23 protein-coding genes, 3 tRNA genes and 2 pseudogenes are annotated in these 26,541 nt (G+C 57.6%); 14 read left to right on the top strand and 14 right to left on the bottom strand.

All coding sequences use genetic code 11. The features are described 5' to 3' along the window. Positions 1-17 precede the first annotated feature (17 nt). From AB4P97_RS10910 to AB4P97_RS10865, 10 genes are all read right to left on the bottom strand, one after another. Positions 18-1,973: an acetoacetate--CoA ligase gene (locus tag AB4P97_RS10910; protein ID WP_395602934.1), complete on the bottom strand. Its 1,956-nt coding sequence runs from the start codon at positions 1,971-1,973 to the stop codon at positions 18-20. Positions 1,974-2,121: 148 nt separating this feature from the next. After that, complete coding sequence (gene hbdH, locus AB4P97_RS10905; protein ID WP_395602640.1) at positions 2,122-2,895, bottom strand: 3-hydroxybutyrate dehydrogenase; 774 nt, start codon at positions 2,893-2,895, stop codon at positions 2,122-2,124. Between the two features lie 7 nt (positions 2,896-2,902). Beyond that, positions 2,903-4,294 carry a GntP family permease gene (locus AB4P97_RS10900; RefSeq protein ID WP_042559384.1) on the bottom strand — a complete coding sequence of 464 codons (1,392 nt, stop codon included), beginning with the start codon at positions 4,292-4,294 and terminating at the stop codon, positions 2,903-2,905. A 275-nt stretch (positions 4,295-4,569) separates the two neighbouring features. After that, entirely contained in the window at positions 4,570-5,985 is a 1,416-nt protein-coding gene (locus tag AB4P97_RS10895; protein ID WP_042559383.1) for a sigma-54-dependent Fis family transcriptional regulator, read from the bottom strand. A gap of 165 nt (positions 5,986-6,150) precedes the next feature. After that, positions 6,151-7,725 (bottom strand): ABC transporter ATP-binding protein, encoded by a 1,575-nt coding sequence (locus AB4P97_RS10890; protein ID WP_042559382.1) that lies wholly within the window; start codon positions 7,723-7,725, stop codon positions 6,151-6,153. Positions 7,726-7,734: 9 nt separating this feature from the next. Continuing rightward, on the bottom strand, positions 7,735-8,757 hold the full coding sequence (locus AB4P97_RS10885) for an ABC transporter permease (protein ID WP_047301488.1): 1,023 nt from the start codon (positions 8,755-8,757) through the stop codon (positions 7,735-7,737). Next, positions 8,757-9,818: a microcin C ABC transporter permease YejB gene (locus AB4P97_RS10880; RefSeq protein ID WP_042559380.1), complete on the bottom strand. Its 1,062-nt coding sequence runs from the start codon at positions 9,816-9,818 to the stop codon at positions 8,757-8,759. Before AB4P97_RS10880 ends, AB4P97_RS10885 begins: the two co-directional genes overlap by 1 nt. Then, positions 9,818-11,686: an extracellular solute-binding protein gene (locus tag AB4P97_RS10875; protein WP_395602639.1), complete on the bottom strand. Its 1,869-nt coding sequence runs from the start codon at positions 11,684-11,686 to the stop codon at positions 9,818-9,820. The genes AB4P97_RS10880 and AB4P97_RS10875 overlap by 1 nt, the downstream gene beginning before the upstream one ends. A 133-nt stretch (positions 11,687-11,819) precedes the next feature. Beyond that, positions 11,820-12,101, bottom strand: coding sequence for a peptidylprolyl isomerase (locus tag AB4P97_RS10870; RefSeq protein WP_003445034.1), 282 nt, complete (start codon positions 12,099-12,101; stop codon positions 11,820-11,822). Between the two features lie 96 nt (positions 12,102-12,197). Next, entirely contained in the window at positions 12,198-13,067 is an 870-nt protein-coding gene (locus AB4P97_RS10865; RefSeq protein WP_042559378.1) for a triacylglycerol lipase, read from the bottom strand. A gap of 336 nt (positions 13,068-13,403) precedes the next feature. On the opposite strand from AB4P97_RS10865, the gene AB4P97_RS10860 reads away from it, so the two are divergent. Continuing rightward, positions 13,404-14,483: a hypothetical protein gene (locus tag AB4P97_RS10860; RefSeq protein WP_042559377.1), complete on the top strand. Its 1,080-nt coding sequence runs from the start codon at positions 13,404-13,406 to the stop codon at positions 14,481-14,483. A 56-nt stretch (positions 14,484-14,539) separates the two neighbouring features. On the opposite strand, the gene AB4P97_RS10855 is transcribed toward AB4P97_RS10860, so the two are convergent. Next, a complete protein-coding gene (locus tag AB4P97_RS10855; RefSeq protein WP_042559376.1) occupies positions 14,540-15,616 on the bottom strand; it encodes a 3-deoxy-7-phosphoheptulonate synthase in 1,077 nt (358 codons plus the stop codon). A 639-nt stretch (positions 15,617-16,255) separates the two neighbouring features. Here AB4P97_RS10855 and AB4P97_RS10850 point away from each other — a divergent pair. The 7 genes from AB4P97_RS10850 (at position 16,256) to AB4P97_RS10820 (ending at position 20,423) form a co-directional block, all read left to right on the top strand. After that, positions 16,256-16,699, top strand: a complete 444-nt coding sequence (locus tag AB4P97_RS10850; RefSeq protein WP_042559375.1) for an N-acetyltransferase — start codon at positions 16,256-16,258, stop codon at positions 16,697-16,699. Positions 16,700-16,826: 127 nt separating this feature from the next. After that, positions 16,827-17,468, top strand: a complete 642-nt coding sequence (uvrY, locus tag AB4P97_RS10845) for a UvrY/SirA/GacA family response regulator transcription factor (protein WP_016984198.1) — start codon at positions 16,827-16,829, stop codon at positions 17,466-17,468. 1 nt (position 17,469) lies between these two features. Next, the gene (gene uvrC, locus AB4P97_RS10840; RefSeq protein WP_042562105.1) at positions 17,470-19,293 is read left to right on the top strand and encodes an excinuclease ABC subunit UvrC; all 1,824 of its coding nucleotides are present in this window, start codon (positions 17,470-17,472) and stop codon (positions 19,291-19,293) included. Between the two features lie 32 nt (positions 19,294-19,325). Next, positions 19,326-19,886 carry a CDP-diacylglycerol--glycerol-3-phosphate 3-phosphatidyltransferase gene (gene pgsA / locus AB4P97_RS10835; RefSeq protein WP_042559374.1) on the top strand — a complete coding sequence of 187 codons (561 nt, stop codon included), beginning with the start codon at positions 19,326-19,328 and terminating at the stop codon, positions 19,884-19,886. A gap of 60 nt (positions 19,887-19,946) precedes the next feature. Then, positions 19,947-20,022: transfer RNA gene (locus AB4P97_RS10830), tRNA-Gly, on the top strand. A gap of 45 nt (positions 20,023-20,067) precedes the next feature. Further along, positions 20,068-20,141, top strand: a tRNA-Cys gene (locus AB4P97_RS10825). A gap of 195 nt (positions 20,142-20,336) precedes the next feature. Further along, a tRNA-Leu gene (locus tag AB4P97_RS10820) sits at positions 20,337-20,423 on the top strand. Between the two features lie 93 nt (positions 20,424-20,516). Here AB4P97_RS10820 and xerC read toward each other — a convergent pair. Continuing rightward, positions 20,517-21,299, bottom strand: a pseudogene (gene xerC, locus AB4P97_RS10815) (tyrosine recombinase XerC); the annotation flags it as partial. A gap of 98 nt (positions 21,300-21,397) precedes the next feature. On the opposite strand from xerC, the gene AB4P97_RS10810 reads away from it, so the two are divergent. After that, a complete protein-coding gene (locus AB4P97_RS10810; protein WP_047301475.1) occupies positions 21,398-21,757 on the top strand; it encodes a hypothetical protein in 360 nt (119 codons plus the stop codon). 528 nt (positions 21,758-22,285) lie between these two features. After that, positions 22,286-22,618: a phage holin family protein gene (locus tag AB4P97_RS10805; RefSeq protein WP_008080174.1), complete on the top strand. Its 333-nt coding sequence runs from the start codon at positions 22,286-22,288 to the stop codon at positions 22,616-22,618. A 137-nt stretch (positions 22,619-22,755) separates the two neighbouring features. Here the strand turns inward: AB4P97_RS10805 and AB4P97_RS10800 are convergent, their stop codons facing one another. Next, positions 22,756-22,956 carry a KTSC domain-containing protein gene (locus tag AB4P97_RS10800; RefSeq protein WP_047301473.1) on the bottom strand — a complete coding sequence of 67 codons (201 nt, stop codon included), beginning with the start codon at positions 22,954-22,956 and terminating at the stop codon, positions 22,756-22,758. 162 nt (positions 22,957-23,118) lie between these two features. On the opposite strand from AB4P97_RS10800, the gene AB4P97_RS10795 reads away from it, so the two are divergent. Together AB4P97_RS10795 and AB4P97_RS10790 are read left to right on the top strand one after the other, a co-directional pair. Beyond that, entirely contained in the window at positions 23,119-23,349 is a 231-nt protein-coding gene (locus AB4P97_RS10795) for a hypothetical protein (RefSeq protein WP_395602638.1), read from the top strand. Between the two features lie 187 nt (positions 23,350-23,536). After that, positions 23,537-23,806 carry a hypothetical protein gene (locus AB4P97_RS10790; protein WP_047301471.1) on the top strand — a complete coding sequence of 90 codons (270 nt, stop codon included), beginning with the start codon at positions 23,537-23,539 and terminating at the stop codon, positions 23,804-23,806. A 136-nt stretch (positions 23,807-23,942) separates the two neighbouring features. Here the strand turns inward: AB4P97_RS10790 and AB4P97_RS10785 are convergent, their stop codons facing one another. Beyond that, the gene (locus AB4P97_RS10785) at positions 23,943-25,148 is read right to left on the bottom strand and encodes an MFS transporter (protein ID WP_395602637.1); all 1,206 of its coding nucleotides are present in this window, start codon (positions 25,146-25,148) and stop codon (positions 23,943-23,945) included. Positions 25,149-25,301: 153 nt separating this feature from the next. Between AB4P97_RS10785 and AB4P97_RS10780 the strand changes: the two genes are divergently transcribed. Next, positions 25,302-26,228 carry a LysR family transcriptional regulator gene (locus AB4P97_RS10780; protein ID WP_395602636.1) on the top strand — a complete coding sequence of 309 codons (927 nt, stop codon included), beginning with the start codon at positions 25,302-25,304 and terminating at the stop codon, positions 26,226-26,228. A gap of 57 nt (positions 26,229-26,285) precedes the next feature. After that, positions 26,286-26,504 (top strand): annotated as a pseudogene (locus tag AB4P97_RS10775) (heavy metal translocating P-type ATPase); the annotation flags it as partial. Positions 26,505-26,541: the final 37 nt, after the last annotated feature.

The raw sequence follows: 26,541 nt of genomic DNA, 5'->3' as shown, positions 1-26,541 counted from the left end.
TTCCCTACCTGGCCGAATCAATCCGCCAGTTCAGGCCGATCCCGAAACTGGTCCAGCGCTTCGGGATTGGCCAATGCATCGGTGTTTTTCACCGGCTGGCCGTGCACTACGTTCCTGACGGCCAGTTCCACCACCTTGCCACTGATCGTGCGTGGAATGTCCGTGACGGCAACAATCTTCGCCGGCACATGCCGCGGTGTAGTGCTGGCGCGGATCACCTGGCGAATCTGCGCTTGCAGGCTATCATCGAGTACCGCGCCGTCCTGCAACCGCACAAACAACACCACCCGCACATCGTCCTGCCATTGCTGCCCGATAGCCACGCTATCGAGCACTTGCGAGACTTTTTCCACCTGTCGATAAATCTCCGCTGTACCGATGCGCACGCCGCCGGGATTGAGCACGGCGTCGGAGCGGCCGTGAATCATCATTGCGCCGTGGGGCAACTCTTCGGCGTAATCGCCTTGCGCCCAGACTCCGGGGAACAGGCTGAAATAGGATTTGCGCAGCTTTTCGCCATCCGGGTCATTCCACAGGCCGATCGGCATCGCCGGGAAGTGCCAGGTGCACACCAACTCGCCTTTTTCACCGATCACCGGCTGACCCGCTTCGTTCCACACTTCAACCGCCATGCCCAGACTCTTGCCCATGATCTCGCCGCGCCGCACGGGGGATAGCGGATTGCCGTTAACGAAGCAGGAAACGATATCGGTGCCACCGGACATCGAGGCCAGGCAGACGTCCGGTTTGAAGTCGCGGTAGACGAAATCGTAGCTCTGCGGCGACAAGGCTGAGCCGGTGCAGAGCAGGGTTTTCAGGGCGCTCAGATCATGGCTTTCGCGGGGCTTGAGGCCGCTGCTTTCCAGGGTTGCGAGGAATTTTGGGCTGGTGCCGAATACGCTGACGCGCTCATCTTCCAGCAGATCCAGCAAACGCTCGGGACCTGGGTGAAAGGGCGAGCCGTCATACAGCACCACGACGCTGCCGACCGCGAGGGCCGACACCAGCCAGTTCCACATCATCCAGCCACACGTTGTGTAGTAGAACAAGCGGTCGCCGGTACCGAGGTCGACGTGTAATCCATGTTCCTTCACGTGTTGCAGCAGCACGCCGCCGGTGCTGTGCACGATGCATTTCGGCACGCCGGTGGTGCCGCTGGAATACAGCACGTACAGCGGATGGGCGAACGGCACCGGGACGAAGAACGGATCGCCGCCCGGCGTGTAGAAATTATCCCAGAGCATGACATCGGCGTGCGTTCGATAATCTTCCACGCGAGCCTGCGAGCGCGCGTAAGGCACGATGATCAGCTGTTGCAGCGACGGCAGTTGCGCAAGGATTTCATTGAGCTTGGTCGTCTGGTCGATCTCTTTGCCCGCATAGCGATAGCCGGCGCAGGTGATCAGCATTTTCGGCTCGATCTGGCCGAAGCGGTCGATCACGCCATGGGTGCCGAAGTCCGGTGATGAGCATGACCAGATCGCGCCGAGGCTGGTGGTCGCGAGCATCGCCACCAGGGTCTGCCAGGTGTTTGGCATGCACGCCGCGACCCGGTCGCCGAGACCAACGCCAGCCGCTTGCAGGCTGGCCTGAAACCCCGCGACCTGGCGGGCCAGCTCGGTCCAGGTCAATTGCTCGCGCTGACCATTTTCCGCCACGCTCACGACCGCCACCGCATCATCGCGCCGGCGCAACAGGTGCTCGGCAAAATTCAGCGTTGCTCCGGGAAACCACTCGGCGCTGGGCATTTTCGCGCCTTCGCGCAGCACGGCGTCGGGCTGGGTATGGAAGCTGATGTCGAAGAAATCAACGATGGCCTGCCAGAACACTTCGCGCTGACCGATGCTCCACTGATGCAGGGCAGGGTAGTCGCCAAGGTTCAGCGAATGGCGCTGATTGATGGAGCGTCGGAACGCGTCCATGCGCGATTGTGCGATGCGGCTGGCGTCGGGTTGCCAGAGGATGTCGGACATTGGTTTGCCTCTTTTTTTGTTGTTCATGCACATCACCTGTGGGAGCGAACCTGCTCGCGAAAGCATTCTGTCAGTGAATGCATACGGGACTGACACACCGCCTTCGCGAGCAGGCTCGCTCCCACAAGGAGAATGGCTGCGCGAAAACTTACTGCGCCAACCACCCACCATCAATATTCCACGCCGCGCCACGGACCTGGCTGCCAGCCTCGCTGCACAGAAACAACACCAGTTCACCCAGATGCTGCGGGGTGACGAATTCCAGTGACGGCTGTTTCTCTGCCAGCAAATCATGTTGCGCCTGCTGCGGGTCGATGCCCTTGGCGGCGCGATCATCGATCTGCTTCTGCACCAGTGGCGTCAACACCCAACCCGGACAGATAGCGTTGCAGGTGACGTTACTGGTCGCCGTTTCCAGACCGACCACTTTGGTCAGTCCGATCACGCCATGTTTGGCCGCGACATAAGCCGCTTTGCCCGTCGAGCCTACCTGGCCGTGGACGGAAGCAATGTTGATGATTCGCCCCCAGCCCTTGGCGCGCATGCCCGGCAAGCTCAGGCGAGTGCTGTGGAACACCGAAGATAGATTGATGGCGATGATCGAATCCCAGCGCTCGATCGGAAATTCTTCCACCGACGCGACGTGCTGGATACCGGCGTTATTGACCAGAATGTCGACGCCGCCGAACTCGTGCTCGGCGTACGCGATCATCTCGGCGATCTGCGCCGGGTCGCTGACGTCGGCCGGATGATGGCCGACCTTGCCGCCGTACTGCGCCACTTCGGCAATCACTTTGGCGGCATCGCCAAAACCATTGAGAATCACATTGGCCCCAGCCTTGGCCAGTGCAAGGGCAATGCCCAGGCCGATGCCGCTGGTGGAGCCGGTAACCAGTGCGGTTTTGCCCGTAAGAGTCGTCATCAATACCTCACACAATGCCAGTGGCGTAGAAAGTGCCGATCACCACGAAAACCGCCAGGGTCTTGATCAGCGTAATACAGAAAATGTCTTTATAGGCTTCGCGGTGGGTCAGACCGGTAACCGCCAGCAGCGTGATCACCGCGCCGTTATGCGGCAGGGTGTCCATGCCGCCGCTGGCCATCGCGGCCACGCGGTGCAGCACTTCCAGCGGAATGTTCGCCGCGTTCGCCGCGCTGATGAATTGCTCCGACATCGCCGCCAAGGCAATGCTCATGCCGCCCGACGCCGAACCGGTGATACCGGCGAGCAAGGTCACGGTGATCGCTTCGTTAACCAGCGGATTGGGGATTTGCTTGAGCCAGTCGGCCAGCACCAGAAACCCCGGCAGCGAGGCGATCACCGCGCCAAAACCGTATTCGGAGGCGGTGTTCATGGCGGCCAGCAACGCGCCGCTGACCGCGCTCTTACTGCCCTCGGCCAGTTTGCTGCGAATCGCTTTAAAGCCGAACACCAGCACCATGAGGATGCCAATCAGCAACGCTGCTTGTACCGCCCAGATCGCCGTCAGTTTGGCGATTTCAGTGGTGACCGGCGTGGCCATGCCCGGCAGCGCGAGGCTGTGGGTCTTGCCGTACCACTGCGGAATCCACTGGGTGAACAGCAGGTTCATGATGCCCACTGCCAGCAGAGGCGACAGCGCAAGCCACGGGTTCGGCAGCTTCAGGTCTTCGGCCGTTTCCGGTTCGTTGCGCAGCTCGGTGCCATAACCTTCACCGGCGCGCTGAGCCTTGTTGCGCTGACGCTGGAGGAACAGCATGCCGGCGCAGAACACGAAAATCGTGCCGATCACACCCAGCCACGGCGCTGCCCACGCGGTGGTATTGAAGAAGGTGCTGGGAATAATGTTCTGGATCTGCGGCGTGCCGGGCAGGGCATCCATGGTGAACGAAAACGCGCCGAGGGCGATGGTCGCCGGGATCAGACGCTTGGGGATATTGCTCTGGCGAAACATCTCCGCGGCAAACGGATAAACCGCAAACACCACGACGAACAGCGAAACGCCACCGTAGGTGAGCACGGCGCAAACCAGCACGATGACCAGCATGGCCTGCTTGGTGCCCAGCAGGCGAATCGCCGCAGCGACGATAGAGCGCGAGAATCCGGACAGCTCAATCAACTTGCCGAACACGGCGCCGAGCAGGAACACGGGAAAGTACAGTTTGATGAAACCGACCATTTTTTCCATGAACACCCCGGTGAAGGCAGGGGCGACGGCGGAAGGGTCGGTCAACAGCACCGCGCCGAGGGCGGCAATCGGGGCAAAAAGGATAACGCTGTAGCCACGGTAGGCCGCGAGCATCAACAGCGCGAGGGCTGCCAAGGCAATGATCACACTCATGGTGTGTCTCTCCAGAATTGTTATTTTTGTGGTTGAAACAGGTGTGGGAGAGGCTTTAGCGAGTTTTGTGCCCTATATCTAACTTGTTGAAATATATGGAAATTATTTTGAGTCGTGGGCATTAAATGAATGCTTTGTCTCTATTTTGAGATGTTTTTTGAATCAGCCGACGTCATCGCTGGCAAGCCAGCTCCCACAGGACTGCGATAAACCTGTGGGAGCTGGCTTGCCAGCAATACTTTTGTCCTTGTCTTTATTTCGAGATAAATATCTCTCTATTGAGACTCGGCGATCCCCAACGCCACCATCTTCTTGTACAACGTCGACCGCCCAAGCCCCAGCCGAGCCGCTGTCTCCGGCACCTTGCCCCCACATTGCACAAGCGCAGACTGGATCAATTGCCGGTCAAACCGTTCGCGAGCCTGGGCGAAAGTTTCCACGGCCAACGGTTCAACAATCGGCGCGCAAGTCCGCTCCACTGGCGTAAACGTGCCGATGGCCGCACGAATGTCGACCTCTGAAAGCATCAAGTCATCGCTGAGCAGCGCCGCCCGTTCCAGCACGTTGCGCAGCTCGCGAATGTTGCCCGGCCAGGCATGCTGCGCGAGCAACGCCAATGCTTCGCGGTGCAGTTCGTGCTGGCTGCGCAGCTCTTCGAGAATGGCTTCGCTGAGCGCGGGCAGGTCATCGAGCCTGTCCCGTAACGGCGGCACATTGATGGGCAATACGTTGAGTCGGTAATACAAGTCAGCGCGGAACTCACCGCGTTTGATTGCCGCTTGCAAGTCTGTCGATGTCGCGGCGATCACCCGCACATCGCTCTGTATCACTTCATTGGAGCCCACCGGCTCGAACTCTTTCTCTTGCAGCACGCGCAGCAGTTTGCTCTGCAGTGGCAACGGCATGTCGCCAATTTCATCGAGGAACAACGTGCCACCCTGAGCAATCTGCAGTTTGCCGGTGCGGCCCTTGCGGTCAGCTCCGGTGAAGGCGCCTGGTGCCGTACCGAAAAACTCCGCTTCGAGCAGCGCCTCGGGGATCGCCGCACTGTTGATGCTGACAAACGCCTTGTGCGCCCGTGGCGAAGCACTGTGGATTGCCTGGGCCAACAGCTCTTTGCCGGTGCCCGTTTCGCCGAGCAACAGAACCGGCGAGTCGGCACTGGCGCTGCGGCGAGCGCGACGTTTGACTTCGAGGCTGGCGGCGCTGGTGCCGATGAAGTGCGCAAAGTTGTACTTGGTCTGCCGCGCACGCAGCAATGAGCGGGTCGAGGCCAGTTCCTCCTGCATGCTCAGGTAGCGCTTGAGCATCGGCGACAGGGTGCGCAACTCATCAAACAGGGCGAAACCGATTGCGCCGATCACCGTGCCGGCATCGTCGTGAATCGGCAGGCGCATCACCACCAACGGCTCTTTCGGCGTGTCCTGCATGTCCAGCAGAATCGGCCGCCCGCTGCGCACCACTTCACGCAACAGGCTGCCGGGGATCACGCTTTCGCAAGGCTTGCCGATCGCACCTGCAGCGGACTCCAGGCCGAAACGTCGGGCGTAGCGTTCGTTCATCCAGACGATGTTGGCGTCGCGATCGACAATCACCGTGCCTTCGCTCGATTGCTCGATGATCTCGAACAGTGAGCGGATCGCCAGGGTGCGAACCCGTTGGTAGTCCTTGAGGCTTTCAGTGGTGTTCATGAAGGCTGATCCTGAATGTGTGTTGCGAGTGCTGGCCTCATCGCTGGCAATCCAGCTCCCACAGTTTCATTGGTGGACACAACATTTGTGAACGACCGAAAGCCCTGTGGGAACTGGCTTGCCAGCGATGGGCGCGACGCGGTTCAAGCTGGAAACCGATTATGCCTAGCCCGGATGCGCCGCCGCCAACAGCTCTTTGGTATACGGGTGCTGCGGCGAATCGAACACCTCATGACTCGCGCCACGTTCGACGACTTTACCGTCCTTGATCACGATCATGTCGTGGGCCAGAGCGCGGACGACGGCCAGGTCATGGCTGATAAACAGATAAGTCAGACCATGTTTTTCCTGCAGGTCACGGAGCAGGGCGACCACTTGTTTCTGCACCGTGCGATCCAGTGCCGAGGTCGGTTCGTCGAGCAGAATCAGCGCGGGTTTCAGCACCAGTGCCCGCGCGATGGCGATACGTTGCCGCTGGCCACCGGAAAACTCGTGGGGATAGCGATGACGGCTGTCCGGGTCGAGTCCGACTTCCTTGAGTACGCGGATCACTTGTGCATCGCATTCGTCGGCGGTGGATTCGCAATGCACTTCCAGGCCTTCGCTGATGATCTGCGCTACCGACATCCGAGGGCTGAGGCTGCCGAACGGATCCTGAAACACCACCTGCATCTGCCGGCGCCACGGTCGCAGTTGTTTCTGATTAAGGCCATCGAGCGCTGTGCCTTGAAAACGAATGCTGCCTTGCGAATCGAGCAAACGCAGAATTGCCTGACCCAGCGTCGACTTGCCCGAACCGGATTCGCCAACAATGCCCAAGGTCTTGCCGCGCTGAATGTTCAGGCTGATGCCGTCTACTGCGCGCAGGTACTGTTTGCGCTGAAACAGCCCGCCACCGACGACGAATTCCACTTGCAGATCATCGACCTCCAGGACGTTTTCGCGCTCATCCCGGGGCAATGCTTCGCCATCTGGCTCGGCGTTGAGCAGCACGCAGCTGTAAGGATGCTTCGGCTCGGTGAACAGCGTTTCGCAGGGCGCCTGCTCGACTATCTCGCCGGCCTTCATCACGCAGACGCGCTGGGCGATGCTGCGCACCAGATTGAGGTCGTGGCTGATCAGCAGCAGCGACATGCCCAACCGCTGTTGCAGGGATTTGAGCAGCAGCAGGATCTTGCGCTGCACGGTGACATCAAGGGCAGTGGTTGGCTCATCGGCGATCAGCAACTCTGGTTCGCAGGCCAGCGCCATGGCAATCATCACCCGTTGACGTTGGCCGCCGGACAACTGATGCGGATAGGCCTTGAGCCGCTCTTTGGGTTTCTGGATGCCCACCAGTTCGAGCAGCTCGAGGATGCGTTTTTGCGCCTCTTTGCCACCGAGGCCACGGTGCAGCAACAGCGTCTCGCCGATCTGCTTTTCGATGGTGTGCAGCGGATTGAGCGAGGTCATTGGCTCCTGAAAGATCATCGCGATGCGATTGCCACGCAGTTCACGCAGGACCTTCGGATCGGCGCCGACCAGTTCCTGCCCGCGATAGCGAATGCTGCCGCTGGTGTGCGCGTCGCTTTCGGGGAGCAATTGCAGGATCGAATGCGCTGTGACCGATTTGCCCGAGCCGGACTCGCCGACCAGTGCCAGGCACTCACCGGGGCGAATATCCAGGCACAAGTCGCGCACCACGGTCTGACCATGGAAGGCGACGTTTAGATTACGGATTTCAATCAGGTTGTCAGTCATGGTCACGCTTCAGGATCGAGGGTCGAACGCGTCACGTAACGCTTCGCCGATGAACACTAATAAGGAAAGGATCAGCGCCAGCGTGAAAAACGCCGTCAGTCCGAGCCACGGTGCCTGCAAGTTCTGCTTGCCCTGGCCAATCAACTCGCCCAGCGAGGCACTGCCGGCCGGCATGCCGAAACCCAGGAAGTCCAGCGCGGTGAGGGTGGAAATCGCTCCGGTCAGAATGAACGGCAGGTAGCTCAACGTCGCATTCATGGCGTTGGGCAGGATGTGCCGGACAATCACTTTGCGGTCAGTCAAACCCAGGGCGCGCGCGGCTTTGACGTATTCCAGATTGCGTCCGCGCAGGAACTCGGCACGCACCACGTCGACCAATGCCAGCCATGAAAACAGCGCCATGATCCCCAGCAGCCACCAGAAATTCGGTTCGACGAAACCGGAGAGGATGATCAGCAGATACAGCACCGGCAACCCGGACCATACCTCAAGCAAACGTTGCCCGAGCAGATCGACCCAGCCGCCGTAATAGCCTTGTAGCGCGCCCGCCGCGATGCCGATCAGCGCGCTGACAAACGTCAGCATCAGCGCAAACAGAATCGAAACCCGCGCGCCGAAGATCACCCGCGCCAACACATCCCGCGACTGGTCATCGGTGCCGAGCCAGTTGACTGCCGTGGGTGGGCTGGGCGCCGGTTTGTTGAGGTCGTAATTGGGTGTGTCGTCACTGAACGGGATGGGCGGAAACAGCAGCCAGCCACCGTCCTTGCGGATCAGGTTCTGCACGTATTCGCTGCGGTAATCGGCCTGGAAGGGTAACTGCCCGCCGAACTCCTGTTCGGTGTGCCGTTTGAATACCGGGAAGTACCACTGGCCCTGGTAGCTGACCATCAACGGTTTGTCATTGGCGATCAGTTCACCGCCTAACGTCACGACGAACAGTGCGATAAACAACCACAACGACCACCAGCCCCGGCGATTTTTCTTGAAACGCTCGAAGCGGCGACGCCCCAGTGGCGAGAGCTTGAACATCAGGCGTTCCTCGCGGCGAAGTCGATGCGCGGATCGACGAGGGTGTAACACAGATCGCCAATCAGTTTTATCAGCAAACCGAACAGGGTGAAGATGAACAGCGAGCCGAACACGACCGGATAGTCTCGGGAAACCGCCGCTTCGTAGCTCATGCGGCCGAGGCCGTCGAGGGAGAAGATCACTTCGATCAGCAGGGAGCCGGCGAAGAACACACTGATAAAGGCTTGAGGAATGCCCGACACCACCAGCAACATCGCGTTGCGGAACACGTGGCCATACAGCACTCGACGCTCACTCAGGCCTTTGGCACGCGCCGTGACCACGTATTGGCGGGTGATTTCGTTGAGGAACGAGTTCTTGGTAAGAATCGTCAATGTCGCGAATCCACCGATCACCAGCGCAGTGACCGGCAACACCAGATGCCAGAAGTAGTCGGCGATCTTGCCAATGGTCGACAACGATTCGAAGTTGTCCGAGACCAGACCTCGCACCGGAAACCAGTTCAGCGAGGTGCCGCCGGCAAACACCACGATCAGGAACATCGCGAACAGGAACGCCGGCATCGCGTAGCCAATAATGATTGCCGTGCTGCTCCAGATATCGAAATGGCTGCCATGATGCACGGCCTTGCGGATGCCCAGTGGAATCGACACCAGATAAGTGATCAGCGTGGCCCACAGCCCGAGCGAGATGGTCACCGGCATTTTTTCCAGGATCAGGTCAGTGACCGTCGCGCCACGAAAGAAGCTTTTACCGAAGTCCAGTTGCGCGTAGTTCTTGAGCATCAGCCACAGGCGTTCATGGGCCGGTTTGTCGAAACCGTACTGTTTTTCGATGTCCTTGATCAGTTGCGGGTCGAGACCACGGCTGGCGCGTGATGTACCGCTCATGGTCTCGCCCGAACCACCGCCGACATTCGTCCCGCCAATGCCCTGCAAGTGCGCGATCGCCTGCTCGACCGGGCCGCCCGGCGCGGCTTGAATGATGACGAAATTGACCAGCAGAATGATCACCAGTGTCGGAATGATCAGCAGCAGACGCCGCAGTATGTAACCCCACATCAGCGAGGTCCTCCGGGTCTGCCGCGCGTGATTTTCTCGGCGGTCATCTGTTGATTGGTCAGCGGCGTACGGCTGATTTCCCACCAGCTCTCGATGGCTTCGTCATTGCTCGCCTGAACCGACGGAATGCCGAAACGGTTCCACCAGACTGTCGAACTGCCCGGCGGGTAGTAGTTGGGAATCCAGTAGTAATTCCATTGCAGCACGCTGTCCAGTGCATGGGCGTAGTGCAGCATGTCGGGTTTGGTCGAGGCGCGGATCAGGCCGTTGATCAACGTGTCCACTGCCGGGTTTTTCAACACCATGTAATTGTTGGCGCCAGGGTCGTTGGCGGCCGACGAGCCGAAATAGTTGAGCAGTTCGCCACCCGGCGACGTAGTGACCGGATAGCCAGTGACGATCATGTCGTAGTCGCGGCTCATCAAGCGGTTGACGTACTGCGAGGCGTCGATGCGGCGGATGTTAAGGTCGATGCCGATCTGTTTCAGCGTGCGCTTGTAGGGCAGTAACAGGCGATCGATGCCGTTCTGGCTGACCAGAAAGGTAAAACTCAGCGGCTCGCCTTCGGCATTCACCAGTTGATCGCCGTCAGGCTTCCAGCCGGCCTGCTCAAGCAAAGCGAGGGCTTGCAATTGCTTGTCGCGGATCAGGCCGCTGCCATCGGTTTTCGGCGCCTCGAAGACTTTTGTGAAAACCTCGTCGGGAATCTGTCCACGCAAGGGTTCAAGGATTTTCAGCTCTTGTGCATCGGGTAACTCCCGCGCCGCCAGATCTGAGTTGGAAAAGTAGCTTTGCTGGCGGATGTACAGGTTGCGCATCATCTGCCGGTTGCTCCACTCGAAATCCCACAACATGGCCAGTGCCTGACGCACGCGTCGATCCTGGAACGTCGGTTTCTGCAGGTTGAACACAAATCCCTGGGCCGATTGCGGCGCCTCGGTGGCCAGATGGGCTTTTTGCAGACGCCCGTCGCTCAGGGCAGGGCTGTCATAACCAATCGAGTAGCCAGTGGCTGAAAACTCGCGGTTGTAGTCATAGGCGCCACCGCGCAGCACCTGGCGTGCGACGTCGGTGTCGCCGAAATACTCGATGCTGAAATGGTCAAAGTTGTACAAGCCGCGGCTGACCGGCAGATCCTTGCCCCACCAATCGGGATTGCGCTCGAACGTGATACTCCGTCCCGAGTCAACCTTGCCGACCCGATAAGGGCCGCTGCCCAGTGGCGGTTCATAACCACCACCGCCGGCAAAATCGCGACGCTTCCACCAATGTTCGGGAAACACCGGCAGGGTCGCGATATCCAGTGGCAAGGTACGGTTTTCATCGCTTTTGAAATCGAAGCGCACGGTCAGCGGTGCTTCGACTTCAACGCCTTTGACGTCGGCGAACTGCGTGCGATAGCGCAAGCTGCCTTGGGTCATCAACAAATCGTAGGTGTAACGCACGTCTTCGGCGGTGATCGGCTTGCCGTCGGCGAAGCGGGCCTTGGGGTTGATGAAAAATCGTAGCGACAGGCCGTCGTCCGAGCGCTCCATTTTTTGCGCGACCAGGCCGTAGACGGTGTAGGGCTCGTCCATCGAACGCTGTGCCAGCGGTGAGTACAGCATGCCGTCGATCTGGCTGACGCCTATGCCTTTGTCTATATAAGGAAGGATATGGTCGAAGTGACCGATTTCGAGCGCCGAGCGGCGCATCGTTCCGCCCTTTGGGGCCTGCGGGTTGGCGTAGTCGAAGTGACTGAAGCCTGCGGGGTACTTGGCGGGTTCGCCATACACGGTCAACGCATGTTGCGGTGCAGCGTTCACACCAGCGGCGCCCGACAGCAGGGCGAGGGCGGTAAGCATCAATGTTGGGAAAACCAGTCGCATTGTCAGCCTTGGAACCGGGTAATCGATAAGCGCAAGTTGTACGCGAGAGGCGCGTCAGTCGCCAGCCGTATGTGTAACTGAAACACAACGGCCCACCAAAAGGCGGGCCGTTGTATAGCAATCAGACGAAGGATCAGTCCTGACGGCTGGTGACTTCCAGCAGGTGATAACCGAACTGGGTTTTCACCGGGCCTTGCACGACGTTGATCGGCGCGCTGAAGACCACGGTATCGAATTCCTTGACCATCTGGCCAGGACCGAACGAACCCAGATCACCGCCCTGACGGCTGGATGGGCAGGTGGAATTGGCCTTCGCGACTTCGGCGAAATCAGCGCCGCCTTCGATCTGGGCCTTGAGTTCGTTGCACTTGTCTTCGCTGGCAACAAGGATGTGGCGGGCAGTGGCTTTAGCCATGGGGAAACTCTCCAATCTATTTCAGTAAAGTGTGGAGCCTACCGGAATCAGTGGCCGAATTCTCGGCAAAGTTCCGTGGGATTGTCGACTATCTGATCACAGATTCGCTGCTTTCAGGCGCGCGGCATGTTCTACGTAGAGACTAATCGGGTCGGGCTGACTGGGTAACGCGGTGGCAGGACGGCGCAAGGTGCTCAGGTGGTCCAGCGGATAGTCAGACCGGATCACTTGCCCCAAGTGGGAACTGAAGCGTCCTACGAAACCGTCATTCTGTTGTCCCTCTGTCATGAAGTATTGCGACAGCGCCCGATGAACGCCTTGAATCGGATCGAGACTGGGCAGACCGTTTGCAGGCAGCACTCCGCTCCAGGAGTAATAGTGCACGCCATTGACTTTCCCGGGGCCGTCGCCGCCCCAAGTACTGGGCAAGCCCTGTGAAAATTTGTCGTTGAAAGCGCCAACCCCCTCGGTGGTCAGCGCATTGAGCGCCGCCAGCGCATTCTGCGGCAGGTTGACGCTACCGCTGAGCAATGAAAGGAAGTCGCCAAACAGCGTTGCAATGTTGTGCGCGACCAGTTCCGGCAATTGCCCTGGAACCAAAGCTTTGCGCAGAAAGTCAGCCAGTTCCGAACCGTGGTTTGGACCACTGACCGACGTCACCGAAGCGACGGCGTGCGGAGCAAGCGCCGCCGCGTATCTTGCAGTCAGTGCGCCCTGACTGTGGCCGATGAGGTTGACTTTGCTGGCACCTGTGCCTCGCAGGACACGATCAATCTGCGCCAGCAACTGCTCGCCCCTCATTTCATTATTGTGGGTAGCGGAGAGGTGGGGAACAAAGACCCTGTTTTCAGCGGTTTTCAGCGCCTCCTTGACGTCATGAAACAGCTCGAAATGGCCAATACGCTCGAATCCGAACAGGCCGTGTACCAGAAGGATGGGATAACGAGTTACAGCATTCCGTTGCATGTTCTTACCTTTCTTCGCAGAAGTTCATTGGGGAATCTGTGGGCCACTCTAAAACACACAACTCGTTGAAGAGGTACGAAGAGGCTTCAATTGACCGGTGAATCTGGACTAGTAGTCGTGGGAGTTTTCGGCAGCAGTTGAAGCCTAAATCGGAAGCTCTGGCCGTCTCCCGCAGGAAGCAGCTCGATTTTGTGTAAGTTGCCTACCGGTCCCATAGCTTTTGCGCCATGGATGCGGCGAATTCGGCTGATAGCGAGAGCGCCTGCAAACGCGTTCAATGTTGACTGTCGACGCCGTCAATGAAGACAGCGTTTTGTCCAAGGAATGGAATTGCGAATGAACACGCATGAGATCGAGTTTTGCTACCGGATGCGCCACCCAGCCAGCGCCAGCAAGACAGTTGAATTGTTGCCAGCAGTAACGCTCGATGCGCTGGAGGGCACCGTCCTCGACCCCTCGCAAAGCAAGGTCGTCGTCCGTATCGCCCCGTATTCGGGCATGGCCAGTGGTGATCAACTGCTGTTGAGCTGGGACGGCCTGGATATCGAGGGTTATGCCTATCAGCATGAGATGGTGCGCTTCGTCAGCGACGCTCAGGTTGGCAAAGACGTCATTTTCGTTATCAAGGGCATGCACGTCGCGGCTTTGGATGGCGGCTCGCTGGAGGTCCGCTGGACACTCTTCAGCGCAGCATTGTCCGAGCCCGCATTGTCTGCGCGCCTGCAATTGTCCGTGGGGGATACGCGGGCGCAATTGCTTGCACCGCATGTCGAGGGTGCAAGTGGCGGGACGCTGGACCCGGCGCGTGTCGCTGAAGGCGTACTCATCACGCTTCAGCCATACGCTCGCATGGCTGCAGGTGACCAGGTTTTGTTGTTGTGGTCTGGCGACGCATCCCCGCTGTCGTTCAGCGATCGATTGAAGGTCGAAACCTTCGCAGTCTCCGATGTCCTGTCATTTTGGGTCGCGCCTGAATACATCGCGGCGCATCTTGGTGGCGAGGTCTCGGTGCGCTACCGAATCGAGCAGGCGGGTGGGGTGGTGCGCGAATCCGAGCCCGCGCGAATACTCATCACGCCGTTGCTGCTCGGTGAGCTGGATGCGCCTGATGTACTGGAAGCTGAGGACGGTGTGCTACTGACGGAGGATTCGATCGATGGCGTCACTGTGGTGATCGGCAATGCCCAAACGCAAGAAGGTGAGCTGGTCTACCTCAAGTGCGACGGTGCATATTTCAATCATCGGGATGACCGTGAAATCACCCGGGAAACCGCAGGCAAACCGCTGATTTTCATCGTTCCACAGCGTTTCTGGCGTGAGCATCTTGGGTCGACTGTTTCTGTTGCCTACACCGTCGAGCGTCTGGACGACGTCAGTCAGGCGTCTGCGGTAACGCTGGTGCGGGTCGAGGCGTAGTTGCGACTCGCTTCGCCCTCCGGTTTTTTTTAAAAACCGGAGGGCAGGTCTAGATATCAGCCTCTGGCTTGCGTGCCAAGGCGCTGAGCCGCATCGAGCAGCAGTTGCTCGGTTGCGCTGAAACCCAGGCAGCCATCGGTGATCGAGACACCGTATTGCAGCGATGCGCTCAGTGGCTGACAGCCTTCGAACAGATGCGACTCCAGCATCATGCCAATCAACGAGCGATCGCCCTGCAAGCGCTGTTCAAGCACTTCGTTGAACACGCCTGGTTGGCGCAATGGATCCTTGCCACTGTTGGCGTGACTGCAGTCGACCATAATCCGGCTCGGGATCTTCAGGCGGATCAGTTCGGCGTGAATCCGTGCCACGCTCTCGCGATCATGATTCGGCCCCTGATGGCCTCCGCGCAACACCAGATGGGTGTCAACGTTGCCGGGTGTCTGAATGATGGCCGGGTGTCCCTGACTGTCGACGCCGAAATGCCGATGGGGATGGGCTGCCGAACGCATGGCGTCGACGGCAACGGTCGCACCACCGTCGGTGCCGTTCTTGAAGCCCACCGGCATGCTCAAGCCGCTGGCCATTTCGCGATGGATTTGCGATTCAGTGGTGCGTGCACCGATGGCAACCCAGCTCAGCAGATCGTCGAAGTAGCCGGCGGCCATCGGTTGCAACAGTTCGGTCGCCACCGGCAAACCAAGTCGGATCATTTCCAGCATCAGCTCGCGCGACAGTGCCAGGCCACCGGCCATGTCGTCACTGCCATCCAGATGCGGGTCGTAGGCCAGACCTTTCCAGCCGACAGTGGTGCGCGGTTTTTCGACGTAGGCACGCATCACCAGAAGCATTTCGTCGCTGACTTGTTCAGCCAGTCGAGCGAGCTTGCCTGCGTATTCAAGGGCGGACTGAGGGTCGTGGATTGAGCAGGGTCCGACAATTACCAGCAGGCGCTGGTCTTCGCCGTTGAGGATCGCGCGAACCGCCTGGCGGTGGGCGGCGACCTGGCGGCTCAAGGCATGGCTCAATGGCAATTGCTGCTTGAGTTGCAACGAGCTCGGCAGACGCAGGGTCAGGGCTTCGTTGGCGCAAGTATGGGTGGACAATGGCAATGCAGAAATGGACGAGTTCATATTCGGTCTTCCTGGGCAGGCGGCGGGTGCTTCCCGCTCGCTCGGCCCTACTGGGGTGTTCGACAATTGGCCGTATTGGCTACGTGTTCGGGTTTGCCACCTGTAGGTGACCGATCGGAGGCGGCAGGCTGTCCCGAGCGGAGGCTGGTAAATCGCCAGGCGCTAAAGCTGTCGTAACGGTAATAAGTGGCGTAGTTCATTTGATGAATCCTCAAAGTGTCTGGTGTGTGGCTGAAAAGTTTGTGGCCTGAAAAAACAAAACCCCCGGTCGGGAAGCCGACCGGGGGTTGAGAAATCTCTGGTAGGCGACCCGTTTACTTGGGCGCCGTGTGGGTATCAGGCGCGCCAGTGGCTAAACCAATACCCAAAATAAAAGCTGACCGGAGCGCAAACGTCATTCGCCCGGGCAGCCGCAACCGAGCGCAGGGCGCTGGCGGTGTGAAGCTGTGAGAGGGCGTTGAACATGGTCTGTCTCCAATGAATGCGCCGAGCTTACTAGAGGCCAATACACCTCAGCAATCAGAAAATGCTATCGAGCCGCCAATGAAACACCTATTGCTTGAGTGCAGCATGCGTTGTGACACACTCCACTTTTACCCGTAGATGGCAGGGGCGGGTGAGTCCGCTGATGGAGGCAAAATGAGATTTCGTATGTGTCGGGCGAAACCTGAAGACTTGGTTTTTGCCCGCGATCTCACCTGTCAGAACATGCTGCATTACTACATTCATCATGAGCTGTTGTGGCAGGACGAGGCGTTCGACGTGGCATGGTCGGGGCGTGAAAACTGGTTGATAGTGCTTGATGATGTGCCGGCAGGTTTTTTCAGTCTGAGTCGGGATGCGCGGGCGCTGTATATTCGTGAACTGCAAATGGCTGAAGCCTTTCAGGGGCAGGGCGCAGGATCCTGGGCAATCGACCAGATTATCGGCATGGCCCGGCATGAAAGGCGCCCGGCGTTACGCCTGACGGTGTTCGAAAATAATCCGGCAAAAAAATTGTATGAGAGAAAAGGACTACACGTACAAGGCGAGGACGAGTGTTTCCTGCGAATGCAGCTCGATATCAGTACACCTGTGCTCTGAAACCCACGGCCGGCAAGCCCTGAATGATCGTTTGAAACTTTTTAAATGACGCTTGCCGCTAGGTCTGCCGGGCACTTTTTGCTAAGGTGTCCCGCATCCCAATATGACCATATCGCGAGGTGTCTGCTTGATTAGGGTGCTGGTGGTCGATGACCATGATCTCGTTCGTACGGGCATTACACGGATGCTGGCCGATATTGATGGCTTGCAGGTGGTTGGCCAGGCCGAGTCCGGGGAAGAATCCCTGATCAAGGCCCGAGAGTTGAAACCCGATGTGGTTCTGATGGACGTCAAGATGCCCGGCATCGGCGGACTGGAGGCCACGCGCAAACTGCTGCGCAGTCATCCGGACATCAAGGTGGTCGCGGTTACGGTGTGTGAAGAGGATCCTTTTCCTACACGGTTGCTGCAGGCTGGTGCTGCGGGATATCTCACCAAGGGCGCCGGGCTGCCGGAAATGGTACAGGCCATTCGCCTGGTCTTCGCCGGGCAGCGCTATATCAGCCCGCAGATTGCCCAGCAATTGGCGATCAAGTCCTTCCAGCCGTCCAATGACTCACCTTTCGATGCCTTGTCCGAGCGCGAAATCCAGATCGCATTGATGATTGTCGGCTGTCAGAAGGTTCAGATCATTTCCGACAAGTTGTGCCTCTCACCGAAAACCGTGAACACCTATCGCTACCGTATTTTCGAGAAGCTTTCGATCAGCAGCGACGTCGAGCTGACACTTTTGGCGGTTCGTCACGGAATGGTTGATGCCAGCCTCTGACATGACTGAAACATTCGATTCCAGTGCCTTTCTGTCGACTGTCAGCGGGCGCCCCGGTGTGTACCGGATGTTCGACAGCGATGCGCGCCTGTTGTATGTAGGCAAGGCCAAGAACCTCAAGAAGCGACTGGCCAGCTACTTTCGCAAAACCGGCCTGGCGCCGAAGACGGCTGCACTGGTTGGACGCATTGCTCAGGTCGAAACGACCATCACCGCCAATGAAACCGAGGCGCTGCTACTAGAGCAGACGCTGATCAAGGAATGGCGGCCGCCGTACAACATTCTGTTGCGCGACGACAAATCCTATCCATATGTATTCTTGTCCGACGGCCAATTCCCGCGTTTGAGCATTCATCGTGGGGCAAAGAAAGCCAAGGGCAAATATTTCGGGCCCTATCCAAGTGCTGGCGCCATCCGTGAAAGTCTGAGCCTGCTGCAGAAGACGTTCTTCGTCCGCCAGTGTGAAGACAGTTACTACAAGAACCGGACCCGCCCGTGCCTGCAATACCAGATCAAGCGTTGCAAGGCGCCTTGCGTCGGGCTGGTCGAGCCTGATGTTTATGCTGACGACGTCCGTCATTCGGTGATGTTCCTCGAAGGGCGCAGTCATGCGCTGACCAACGAGCTGTCCAGCGCGATGGAAGAGGCGGCGATCAACCTCGAATTCGAGCGCGCCGCCGAGTTGCGCGATCAGATCGCTCTGCTGCGCCGTGTGCAGGATCAACAAAGCATGGAGGGTGGCACGGGCGATATCGATGTCATCGCAGCCTTCGTCAACCCGGGCGGCGCCTGCGTGCATTTGATCAGCGTCCGTGGCGGACGCGTGCTGGGCAGCAAGAACTTCTTCCCGCAGGTCGGGATTGATGAAGACGTTTCTGAAGTCATGGCGGCGTTTCTCGGTCATTACTTCATCAGCAGCCCGGAGCGCGACCTGCCCAGCGAGCTCATCGTCAATGTGATGCACGAAGACTTTCCGACGGTGATCGAGGCGATCCATGAATTGCGCGGTCGTGAACTGGCCATTAGTCATCGGGTACGAGGCACGCGCGCGCGTTGGCAGCAATTGGCTGTGACTAACGCCGAGCAGGCTTTGGGTGCGCGTCTGGCCAATCGTCAGCACACTGCGGCGCGATTTGAAGCCTTGGCCGAAGTGCTGAACCTGGATGAGCCACCGCAACGTCTGGAGTGTTACGACATCAGTCATTCAAGTGGGGAGGCGACGGTCGCATCCTGTGTTGTCTTTGGCCCGGAAGGCGCGATCAAATCGGATTACCGCCGTTACAACATTGAAGGTGTCACGGCTGGCGATGATTACGCCGCCATGCACCAGGCCCTGACGCGACGTTTCAGCAAGCTCAAGGACGGCGAGGGCAAGTTGCCGGACATTCTGCTGGTCGACGGTGGCAAGGGGCAGCTATCGATGGCCCGCGACGTGCTCAATGAATTGGCCGTGCCGGATTTGATCCTGCTCGGTGTCGCCAAGGGGGCAACGCGCAAGGCGGGTTTCGAAACGTTGTATCTGAATGATGCGGCGCATGAATTCACCTTGCGCGGTGACTCGCCGGCACTGCACCTGATTCAGCAGATTCGCGATGAAGCGCACCGTTTTGCAATTACAGGGCACCGAGCACGTCGCGGCAAAACTCGCCGTACGTCAACGCTGGAAGGCGTTGCCGGAGTAGGGCCGACTCGACGTCGCGACTTGTTGAAACATTTTGGTGGATTGCAAGAGCTGACTCGTGCAAGCATCGAAGAGATAGCGAAAGCCCCGGGGATCAGTAAAAAGCTCGCAGAGTCGATTTATGCGAACCTGCATAGCGAGTAGAATGCCCCTTCACCTCGTAGCCAGTTGTGCCGATGAATATCCCTAATCTGATTACCGTTCTACGCGTCCTGCTCATCCCGATCTTCATTTTGCTGTTCTATCTGCCATATCAGTGGAGCTACATGGCCTCTGCCTCGGTGTTTGCCTTTGCGGCAGCAACGGACTGGCTGGATGGTTATCTGGCGCGCCGCCTGGAGCAAAGCACTCCGTTCGGAGCGTTTCTTGATCCGGTCGCTGACAAACTCATGGTCGCCGTTGCGCTGGTGCTGCTGGTTCAAGAGCACGGCAACCTCTGGCTCACGCTGCCAGCGGCGGTGATTATCGGTCGCGAGATCGTTGTTTCGGCGCTGCGTGAATGGATGGCTGAACTCGGTGCGCGTGCGCACGTGGCTGTATCGAATCTCGGCAAATGGAAAACCGCAGCGCAAATGCTCGCGCTGGTGATTCTGTTGGCTCACCCGAAGGATTTCAATTTCTGGGTTATCTTGGGTTACACCTTGCTGCTGGTGTCGGCAGGCCTGACTTTGTGGTCGATGGTTCAATACCTGCGCGCCGCCTGGCCACATCTGAAGACCGATGTAGAAAAGAAATAAAACTTTTTTGAATCAAGGGGTTGACGGAGCTTCTTAATTCTATAGAATGCGCATCACCAAGCGGGAATAGCTCAGTTGGTAGAGCACGACCTTGCCAAGGTCGGGGTCGCGAGTTCGAGTCTCGTTTCCCGCTCCAATTTGTACGTGTTTGTTGTTGTGCTACTGACAGCAGATGCTTTGAGGCCGAGTAGCAAAATGGTTATGCAGTGGATTGCAAATCCACCTACGCCGGTTCGATTCCGACCTCGGCCTCCACTATAAACAAGCTCCGTAGATCCATGATTTACGGAGCTTTTTTATTTGCAGTGCGTTGCAAGATTTAGTCTTTAAAACGTTCATTGCAAACTTGCTTCACCGGGAAGTGATGTATATATTTCCCGCTCGGCTGCTGAAGCCTGCATGCTGTCAGGATTGAGAGCATGCCGCTGGAAACAGCAACACAGCGCTACCGCCCGAATGGCGAAACTGGTAGACGCATGGGACTTAAAATCCCCCGCTCGTAAGGGCGTGCCGGTTCGATTCCGGCTTCGGGCACCATGAATATCAAGGGCTTGCATGACATACCTCATGCAAGCCCTTAATTCTTTTTTCCGCAATCAAAAAATCTTTTCCGCAATTCGTGACCGTTAGTCACCTCGTAGGGGTGACCTTCATGCCCTTTCGCATACGGATGTACTGTTCTGTCATCCCTACGGTGGTGTGCCCAAGTTGGTCCCGAGCTTCTCTGATGCTCCCTGTTGACTCCTCTTTATCCGTGGCCGCTTTTGCTCGTAGGTCGCGCATCTGAAATTCTGCTTTTGGAATCCCGGCTGCTTCCCTGGCGTCATCGAACCTTTTTCTGAGCATGCTGGTCGTCATCGGCTGCCCAGAGTCGATTACTACCAGGCGTGTTGATCTGATTTTCTGTCCGGCCTTTCGCGCCATGATTCGATCGATTACGACTTTGAGCTCACCAATGATCTCGATCCTTCGTTTAGCCCCAGTCTTGCCTTGCTGAACGGAGAGCTTCCCGTCTTTTATGTCTCGCTCATCCATCTTCAATGTGTCTGCGACCCTCTGACCTGTTAAATAGAACAGGTCCAAAGCGTCTCTCAATGGCTGATCGGCATGCTGGTAGGCTCTGGCAAGTACGTCGTCTTCGACATATATGTCGCGACCGGTTTCTTTATTGCCTTTCACGCCTGAGCAAGGATTTGCCAAGGATGTATAACCATTCTCGCGAGCAAAGTTCCAGATGGAGCTGAGTAACGCTTTCTCCCGATTCGCACGAATAGGTGCTGCCTTACCGCAATGACGAAGGTACTGGCTAACATGTTTCGGTTCGATTGCTTCTAGAGGAGCGGGCGGGTCGTTGAAGAACAGGAGAAGGTTTTTCAGTTCGCGCGCGTTGTCCTTTTGGGTGGCGTGGGCTTTGAGCAAGAGCGGCCAGCGGCCTTGGGCGTACAAGAAACCTGAGGGTTGGGGCAGGGCGCCGGCCCTGGAACAACCTGAGTTCGAGGAGCCGTGCTTCGATGATTAAGGCAATCGATATGGCCCTCAAGCAATGGGCGCAGGAGCTGCACAGCGATGAGGTGGCCGCCGGTTACTCGGGCGGCAACATGGTCGCCATGATGATGGAGAGCGGTGGTCAGCTTGTGCGCGGAAGGCGCGGGAGCAGGGTGCCGCTGGAAGCCTCGCTGGACATCGAGCGCATCGTCAAGAAACGCCTCGATCCTGAGCTGATGACAGTGGTGCAGGTGCATTACTTCCAGCCTGATGCGCCCTTGACTGCGCGTCTGGCTGAGAGTGGCTGTACACGCAACCTCTACTACCAGCGCCTGCATGACGCCCACATCGTGGTCGAGCACTTCCTCCTGGGGGAAGCGGCTTGATCGTGGGCATTACTCTGGCTCACGCCGTCCCACTGGCCTGCCTCCGTCCCACTGCTTTTTGCGGTGGTGGGACGGGCGCAGGCCCCGTCGTTGTTGGGCTGTCCCACCGTCCCACCTTCTCCATGCCACCCGCCCGTGTATGCGTAGCGGGCATCAATGCGCGTGTTCACGCGCACGCGTGTTTTTAAATATTCTCTCTATACACGAGAAAAGAGAGATAAAAGTAGGACGGTGGGGCAAAGCCCCAATCTGCGGGGCTTTCAGACGTCCCACCTTGTTTTAGAGAGGTGGGACGCATGGGACGCCAGAAAAGCAAAAGACAGCCGGGATAGATATTCACCGACATTCGCCAGCCGTTCACCGGGCGTAAGCCACACATTCACCGGATGGCATTAAAACGGGTTGCTGCCACCAGAATCGACCTGTAAAAAGGGGCCATCTTCGATGGGTGCGACCGCAAAGCGCGGCAGGCCATCCACCACCTGACCCGGCCATTGCGCCGGGTCTTTTTGTTTAAGGGGCAGGGCAATGACGAACGAGCAACAGGCACTGGCAGAGATGCCGATCTGGTTGGTGATTGCCCTGTCTCTGGTTGGCGGCGTGTCCGGAGAGATGTGGCGCGCCGACAAGGACGGGGCGAGAGGCTGGGCATTGTTGCGCCGCCTCGCACTTCGGTCCGGTGCCTGCATCGTGTGCGGCGTGTCAGCGATGATGTTGTTGTTCGGCGCGGGCCTGTCGATTTGGACGGCGGGCGCCCTGGGTTGCCTGACCGCAATGGCCGGCGCGGATGTAGCCATCGGCTTGTACGAGCGCTGGGTCGCCAAGCGGCTGGACCTGAGCGAGGCCGAGCCGAAGGCATGATCTGGGCAGGCCGGGTGGGGCGCCGATTTTTACGGGTCCTCCCCGAGGGCCGCCCCCTACACGGGTTATCGAACTCGCGGATTCTCTCTAGCTGAAACCTTCGCAGAGATGTCCGTCTTTCCAAATGAAAGACGGCCTCAGCACTGATAACGATCACGGATGTGTTGGTTGTAGTAGGCGCCTTTGGAGGCAGCGGCTATCAATCCGTTGTAAATGTCCAAGGGGACATTGCAGAAGTCGTAGGAGTGGCCCTGTTCAAAAAGGATCCTCATTCGTCTCGTTGCTGGATCGTAGCCAACGGCGGTCATCGCACTGGAACGCACGGCAATCATTTCCATAGCATGTCTCCAATCAGCACATAGTTAAAAAATACTAGTCGAGCGAGACGGAAATGCCGTCCGGTCGTGGAAAAGGCGCCGGGGACCCTGAGGACTTTCGAAGGACACGGGGTCGGAAAAGCGCGTGCACATCGCGAGCACTACTTGGCGCGGATGGCTGAGATGGAGTTTCGCAAGGCTCATGGGGAACTGGTGGAAATCAGCTTTGTGCAGAAAGCCGCTTTTGAAACGGCGCGATCGCTTAATCATTCACTGATGAGCCTGTCGTCGCAATTGGCGCCACAACTCGCCGCCCTGTCGGACCCGTGGGAAGTGGAGAGGCAATTGACCGCTGCGCTACGTCAACGGCTAAACGAAGCGGCTCAAGTATCCAGTGACGACTTCGGATTTTAATATCTGCTTTTTAGACTTTATTCGGCTGACAGTTAGATGGCGTGCCGAGTGCTTTCGGCCAGAAGCAGCCTGCCACAAGCGAAATGTTTCGGCCCCGGAGCGGTCATTTGCTTTTGCCTATCCAACGTTTTGTATAACCTCGGGAAATTCGTTTCGTACCCCGCATTGCAATATCCAGGTTCCCGATATGCAGACTGACCAGAACAGACTACTCGCCCTCGCATTGCTAGAGATCAAGACTTTACTTGTTGATTATCTGGGTAGCGTTGTAGACGCTCCGACGAATGTCCGCGTGGCGGCGCATATTGCCTATGCACTTCATAACGAGGCGGAGGCTGTTTACACCAATGCTGACTTTGCGCTCGATGGCGCATCCCAAAAAATCGCTGCCATCGATCAAATTTTAGGTGTCACTGACGGCGCCGCGCTATTGGGCAGATTTGATATCGAAACCTAAATCATTCCAGATAATGCTAAGCCAAGATGACTGCTATTGGCCGGTTTCAGCCTGTCGCGACAGATCAAAATCGAACCAAAAGCGGACATTTTTAAGGTGACTTTTGATTCCTCATCGTCTTTCTCATTGCTGCCCTTCAATCAGGATTCATATCCGTTGTAGCGCTCAAATTGGAAGCTCCTAGGAAGTAAAACATTCCACCTGCAACAATGAAGAGCGCAAGCATGTAGAAGATGTAGTGGGGAGGCTGAGTCGCCAATACGATTCCGCAAAGCACCGGCCCCAGCGCCGCGCCGAGGTTGGACAGGTTTTGTGCTCCGTAATACATGCCGCGCAGGTTGTCCGGAGCGATTTTGTCGATGAACATGTACTCGGCGGGGAATACGATGATCTCGCCGACCGTAAAAATGGCTATCGAAATGACCCAGAGCAGGATAGAGGTCGACAGGGCAAAACCCGCCAACCCCATCATGAACATACTCAGTCCCGCGACCAGCCACAGATTCAGATGCCTGCGAGAGATCTTCCTGCCTATGGAGTATTGCAAACTGATCACCATCAGCGCATTGGTCGCCACAACGGTACTGATGATCTGGTAGGTGGATTCTGGTGTAGTAGTGACCACCAGATACTGGGAGAGATAAGCGGTGAACTGGCCAAAAACCACCGCACTAAGCAGCCCACCAAGGGTGAAGCACACCAACCGATAATCCTGGAGTAACAGTTTTCCCACGGCCAGAAACGGTACTGGTCTCTGAGCTGAATCGGTGGCGTTCAGGTCTCTATTGCCCCAAACGAAATAGATGAAAAAGAATCCTGCTCCAAGCCCGGCTGATAACAGGAATGGCAAGCTGAGATCCAGTTTGGCCATGCCAGCGCCAAGAAACGGGCCGACGGCATACCCGATGTTGGTCAGCGTATATTTGATCGAGAAAACTTCGCTGCGATCAGTGACGGGAAGCAGGCTGCCAAATCCTGATTTAATCGCGATATCAATGACCGCATAAGCCAGGTTGATCAGTACCAGGCAGCTGCAGAACAGCCAAAGTTCGCGAGCCAGAAACGTCCCTAGAAATCCCAGCGTGAACACGCCACTAAAGGCCAGGATCAGCCGGTAACTGGACATCTTGTCGACCAGAAAACCACCGTAAAGACTCAATAACGACCCAATGATCAGTGTGCTGCCTATAACCAGGCCGATATCGGCGACGCTTAAGCTGAAACTGCCGGAAAGGTAAATGACCAGATAGGGCAGGGTAATTGCTCGCGCCAAGGTCAATATCAGGGACGCCGACAGCAGCAAATTTATTGTTGTCGGATAGTTTTTTAGCGTGGTCAGCATCCTTGCCTCATCGTTCAGCAGGTTGTTTTGATAGTGTTTGTCAGTCGCAAAGTGTTGATTGATGCGCGAATCAAGCTTACTGGGGAATTTTGTTCTGATTTATGATGTTTTTTATCATATCGACAGAACTCAATTCATGAATGCGGGGCGTACATGTTTTCCTCCGAACGTTTAAAGGGCATTGATGTATTTGTCTGCGTTGCCGACTCCGGCAGCTTTAAAGGCGCTGCCGAGCGGATGAGTCTGACGGCTTCGGCAATCAGCAAAGGAATAGCTCGATTGGAGAGCAGGCTTGGGACTCGGTTGTTCCACCGAACAACTCGAAGCTTGTCACTGACGGATGCGGGGATTGCGTTCTATCGCACATGCACAGGCGTGCTGGCTGAGCTCGAAGAGGCTGAGCTATCCCTACTTGCCGAAAACACTGAACCTCGCGGCAGGATTCGCATTGACCTTCCAGGTGCATTCGGCCGCCTGCAGGCACTTCCGATTATCCTGCGATTCGCGCAGGCGCATGCGCTGTTGCTCCCGCATATTTCGTTTTCCGACCGTGTCATCGACCCTATCGAGGAAGATGTCGATATCGTCGTGCGCATTGGTGGTTCGGACGTTTGGCCCGCCACATTGGGGCACCGCTATCTGGGCAGTGAGTGGCATATCTTCTGTGCGTCTCCCGCATATTTGAGTAAGCACGGCACACCCTTGACGGATCGCGACCTGGAACATCATCAGTGCATCGCTTACGGCTGGGCGGATGGGACGGTTAGCCCTTGGAGTTTTTCAGGACAGCATCCGGGTGAAATTGAACGCAGGGCGATAGCCGCAAAATTCGTTGTGGGAGATGGCGAAGGTCTGGCGATCGCGGTATCGGCGGGATGCGGGATCGCGCAGTTACCGTCATGGTTGATCGAACGTCAGCTTGAAGAGGGGACATTGGTTGAAGTGCTTCCCCAGTTGGCAACCGAAGGCCAGGCGATCAATCTGATTTGGCTAAAGAGCCGTCAGGCGCTTCCCAAGGTCAGTGCATTATTGGAGGCGCTTGCCGCTGGTTTGGTACCGTCTGCTAGCAAAATTCAATGACCGCTTATGGCTGTGGATTCAACCGGTGGACGCAACAGATTGGCTAAATCGTTCAGCAGCATTGACGAGTTGCACGCCGGGTTGATCTCCGAGGACAAAGTGCGTGCCGTACAGCAAGATTGCCTGCGCACCAGCACGCTGATGGTCGGCGATGGCATCAACGACGCCTCCGCGTTGGCGGCGGCCAGTGTCGGCGTGGCCATGGGGGGCGGCGGCGCCACTGCTTCCGCACAAGCCGCGGGTATTGTGCTGCTGGTGGATCGTCTGGTCGAATTAGGTTAGTGAGGCGGTCAGGCCGATGTCGCGGTAGCGG

The sequence above is a fragment of the Pseudomonas sp. A1230 genome (genome assembly GCF_044218825.1).
Lineage (GTDB): Bacteria > Pseudomonadota > Gammaproteobacteria > Pseudomonadales > Pseudomonadaceae > Aquipseudomonas > Aquipseudomonas iridis.
Note: the sequence above shows the minus strand (reverse complement) of the source record. Positions and strands in the feature narration are given on the sequence as shown.

What these genes read in the sequence shown, in the direction of transcription:
- AB4P97_RS10910 (WP_395602934.1), bottom strand. Translation starts at nt 1,973, where the DNA reads ATGTCCGACATCCTCTGGCAACCCGACGCCAGCCGCATCGCACAATCG.
- hbdH (WP_395602640.1), bottom strand. Translation starts at nt 2,895, where the DNA reads ATGACGACTCTTACGGGCAAAACCGCACTGGTTACCGGCTCCACCAGC.
- AB4P97_RS10900 (WP_042559384.1), bottom strand. Translation starts at nt 4,294, where the DNA reads ATGAGTGTGATCATTGCCTTGGCAGCCCTCGCGCTGTTGATGCTCGCG.
- AB4P97_RS10895 (WP_042559383.1), bottom strand. Translation starts at nt 5,985, where the DNA reads ATGAACACCACTGAAAGCCTCAAGGACTACCAACGGGTTCGCACCCTG.
- AB4P97_RS10890 (WP_042559382.1), bottom strand. Translation starts at nt 7,725, where the DNA reads ATGACTGACAACCTGATTGAAATCCGTAATCTAAACGTCGCCTTCCAT.
- AB4P97_RS10885 (WP_047301488.1), bottom strand. Translation starts at nt 8,757, where the DNA reads ATGTTCAAGCTCTCGCCACTGGGGCGTCGCCGCTTCGAGCGTTTCAAG.
- AB4P97_RS10880 (WP_042559380.1), bottom strand. Translation starts at nt 9,818, where the DNA reads ATGTGGGGTTACATACTGCGGCGTCTGCTGCTGATCATTCCGACACTG.
- AB4P97_RS10875 (WP_395602639.1), bottom strand. Translation starts at nt 11,686, where the DNA reads ATGCGACTGGTTTTCCCAACATTGATGCTTACCGCCCTCGCCCTGCTG.
- AB4P97_RS10870 (WP_003445034.1), bottom strand. Translation starts at nt 12,101, where the DNA reads ATGGCTAAAGCCACTGCCCGCCACATCCTTGTTGCCAGCGAAGACAAG.
- AB4P97_RS10865 (WP_042559378.1), bottom strand. Translation starts at nt 13,067, where the DNA reads ATGCAACGGAATGCTGTAACTCGTTATCCCATCCTTCTGGTACACGGC.
- AB4P97_RS10860 (WP_042559377.1), top strand. Translation starts at nt 13,404, where the DNA reads ATGAACACGCATGAGATCGAGTTTTGCTACCGGATGCGCCACCCAGCC.
- AB4P97_RS10855 (WP_042559376.1), bottom strand. Translation starts at nt 15,616, where the DNA reads ATGAACTCGTCCATTTCTGCATTGCCATTGTCCACCCATACTTGCGCC.
- AB4P97_RS10850 (WP_042559375.1), top strand. Translation starts at nt 16,256, where the DNA reads ATGAGATTTCGTATGTGTCGGGCGAAACCTGAAGACTTGGTTTTTGCC.
- uvrC (WP_042562105.1), top strand. Translation starts at nt 17,470, where the DNA reads ATGACTGAAACATTCGATTCCAGTGCCTTTCTGTCGACTGTCAGCGGG.
- pgsA (WP_042559374.1), top strand. Translation starts at nt 19,326, where the DNA reads ATGAATATCCCTAATCTGATTACCGTTCTACGCGTCCTGCTCATCCCG.
- AB4P97_RS10810 (WP_047301475.1), top strand. Translation starts at nt 21,398, where the DNA reads ATGATTAAGGCAATCGATATGGCCCTCAAGCAATGGGCGCAGGAGCTG.
- AB4P97_RS10805 (WP_008080174.1), top strand. Translation starts at nt 22,286, where the DNA reads ATGACGAACGAGCAACAGGCACTGGCAGAGATGCCGATCTGGTTGGTG.
- AB4P97_RS10800 (WP_047301473.1), bottom strand. Translation starts at nt 22,956, where the DNA reads ATGGAAATGATTGCCGTGCGTTCCAGTGCGATGACCGCCGTTGGCTAC.
- AB4P97_RS10795 (WP_395602638.1), top strand. Translation starts at nt 23,119, where the DNA reads ATGGAGTTTCGCAAGGCTCATGGGGAACTGGTGGAAATCAGCTTTGTG.
- AB4P97_RS10790 (WP_047301471.1), top strand. Translation starts at nt 23,537, where the DNA reads ATGCAGACTGACCAGAACAGACTACTCGCCCTCGCATTGCTAGAGATC.
- AB4P97_RS10785 (WP_395602637.1), bottom strand. Translation starts at nt 25,148, where the DNA reads ATGCTGACCACGCTAAAAAACTATCCGACAACAATAAATTTGCTGCTG.
- AB4P97_RS10780 (WP_395602636.1), top strand. Translation starts at nt 25,302, where the DNA reads ATGTTTTCCTCCGAACGTTTAAAGGGCATTGATGTATTTGTCTGCGTT.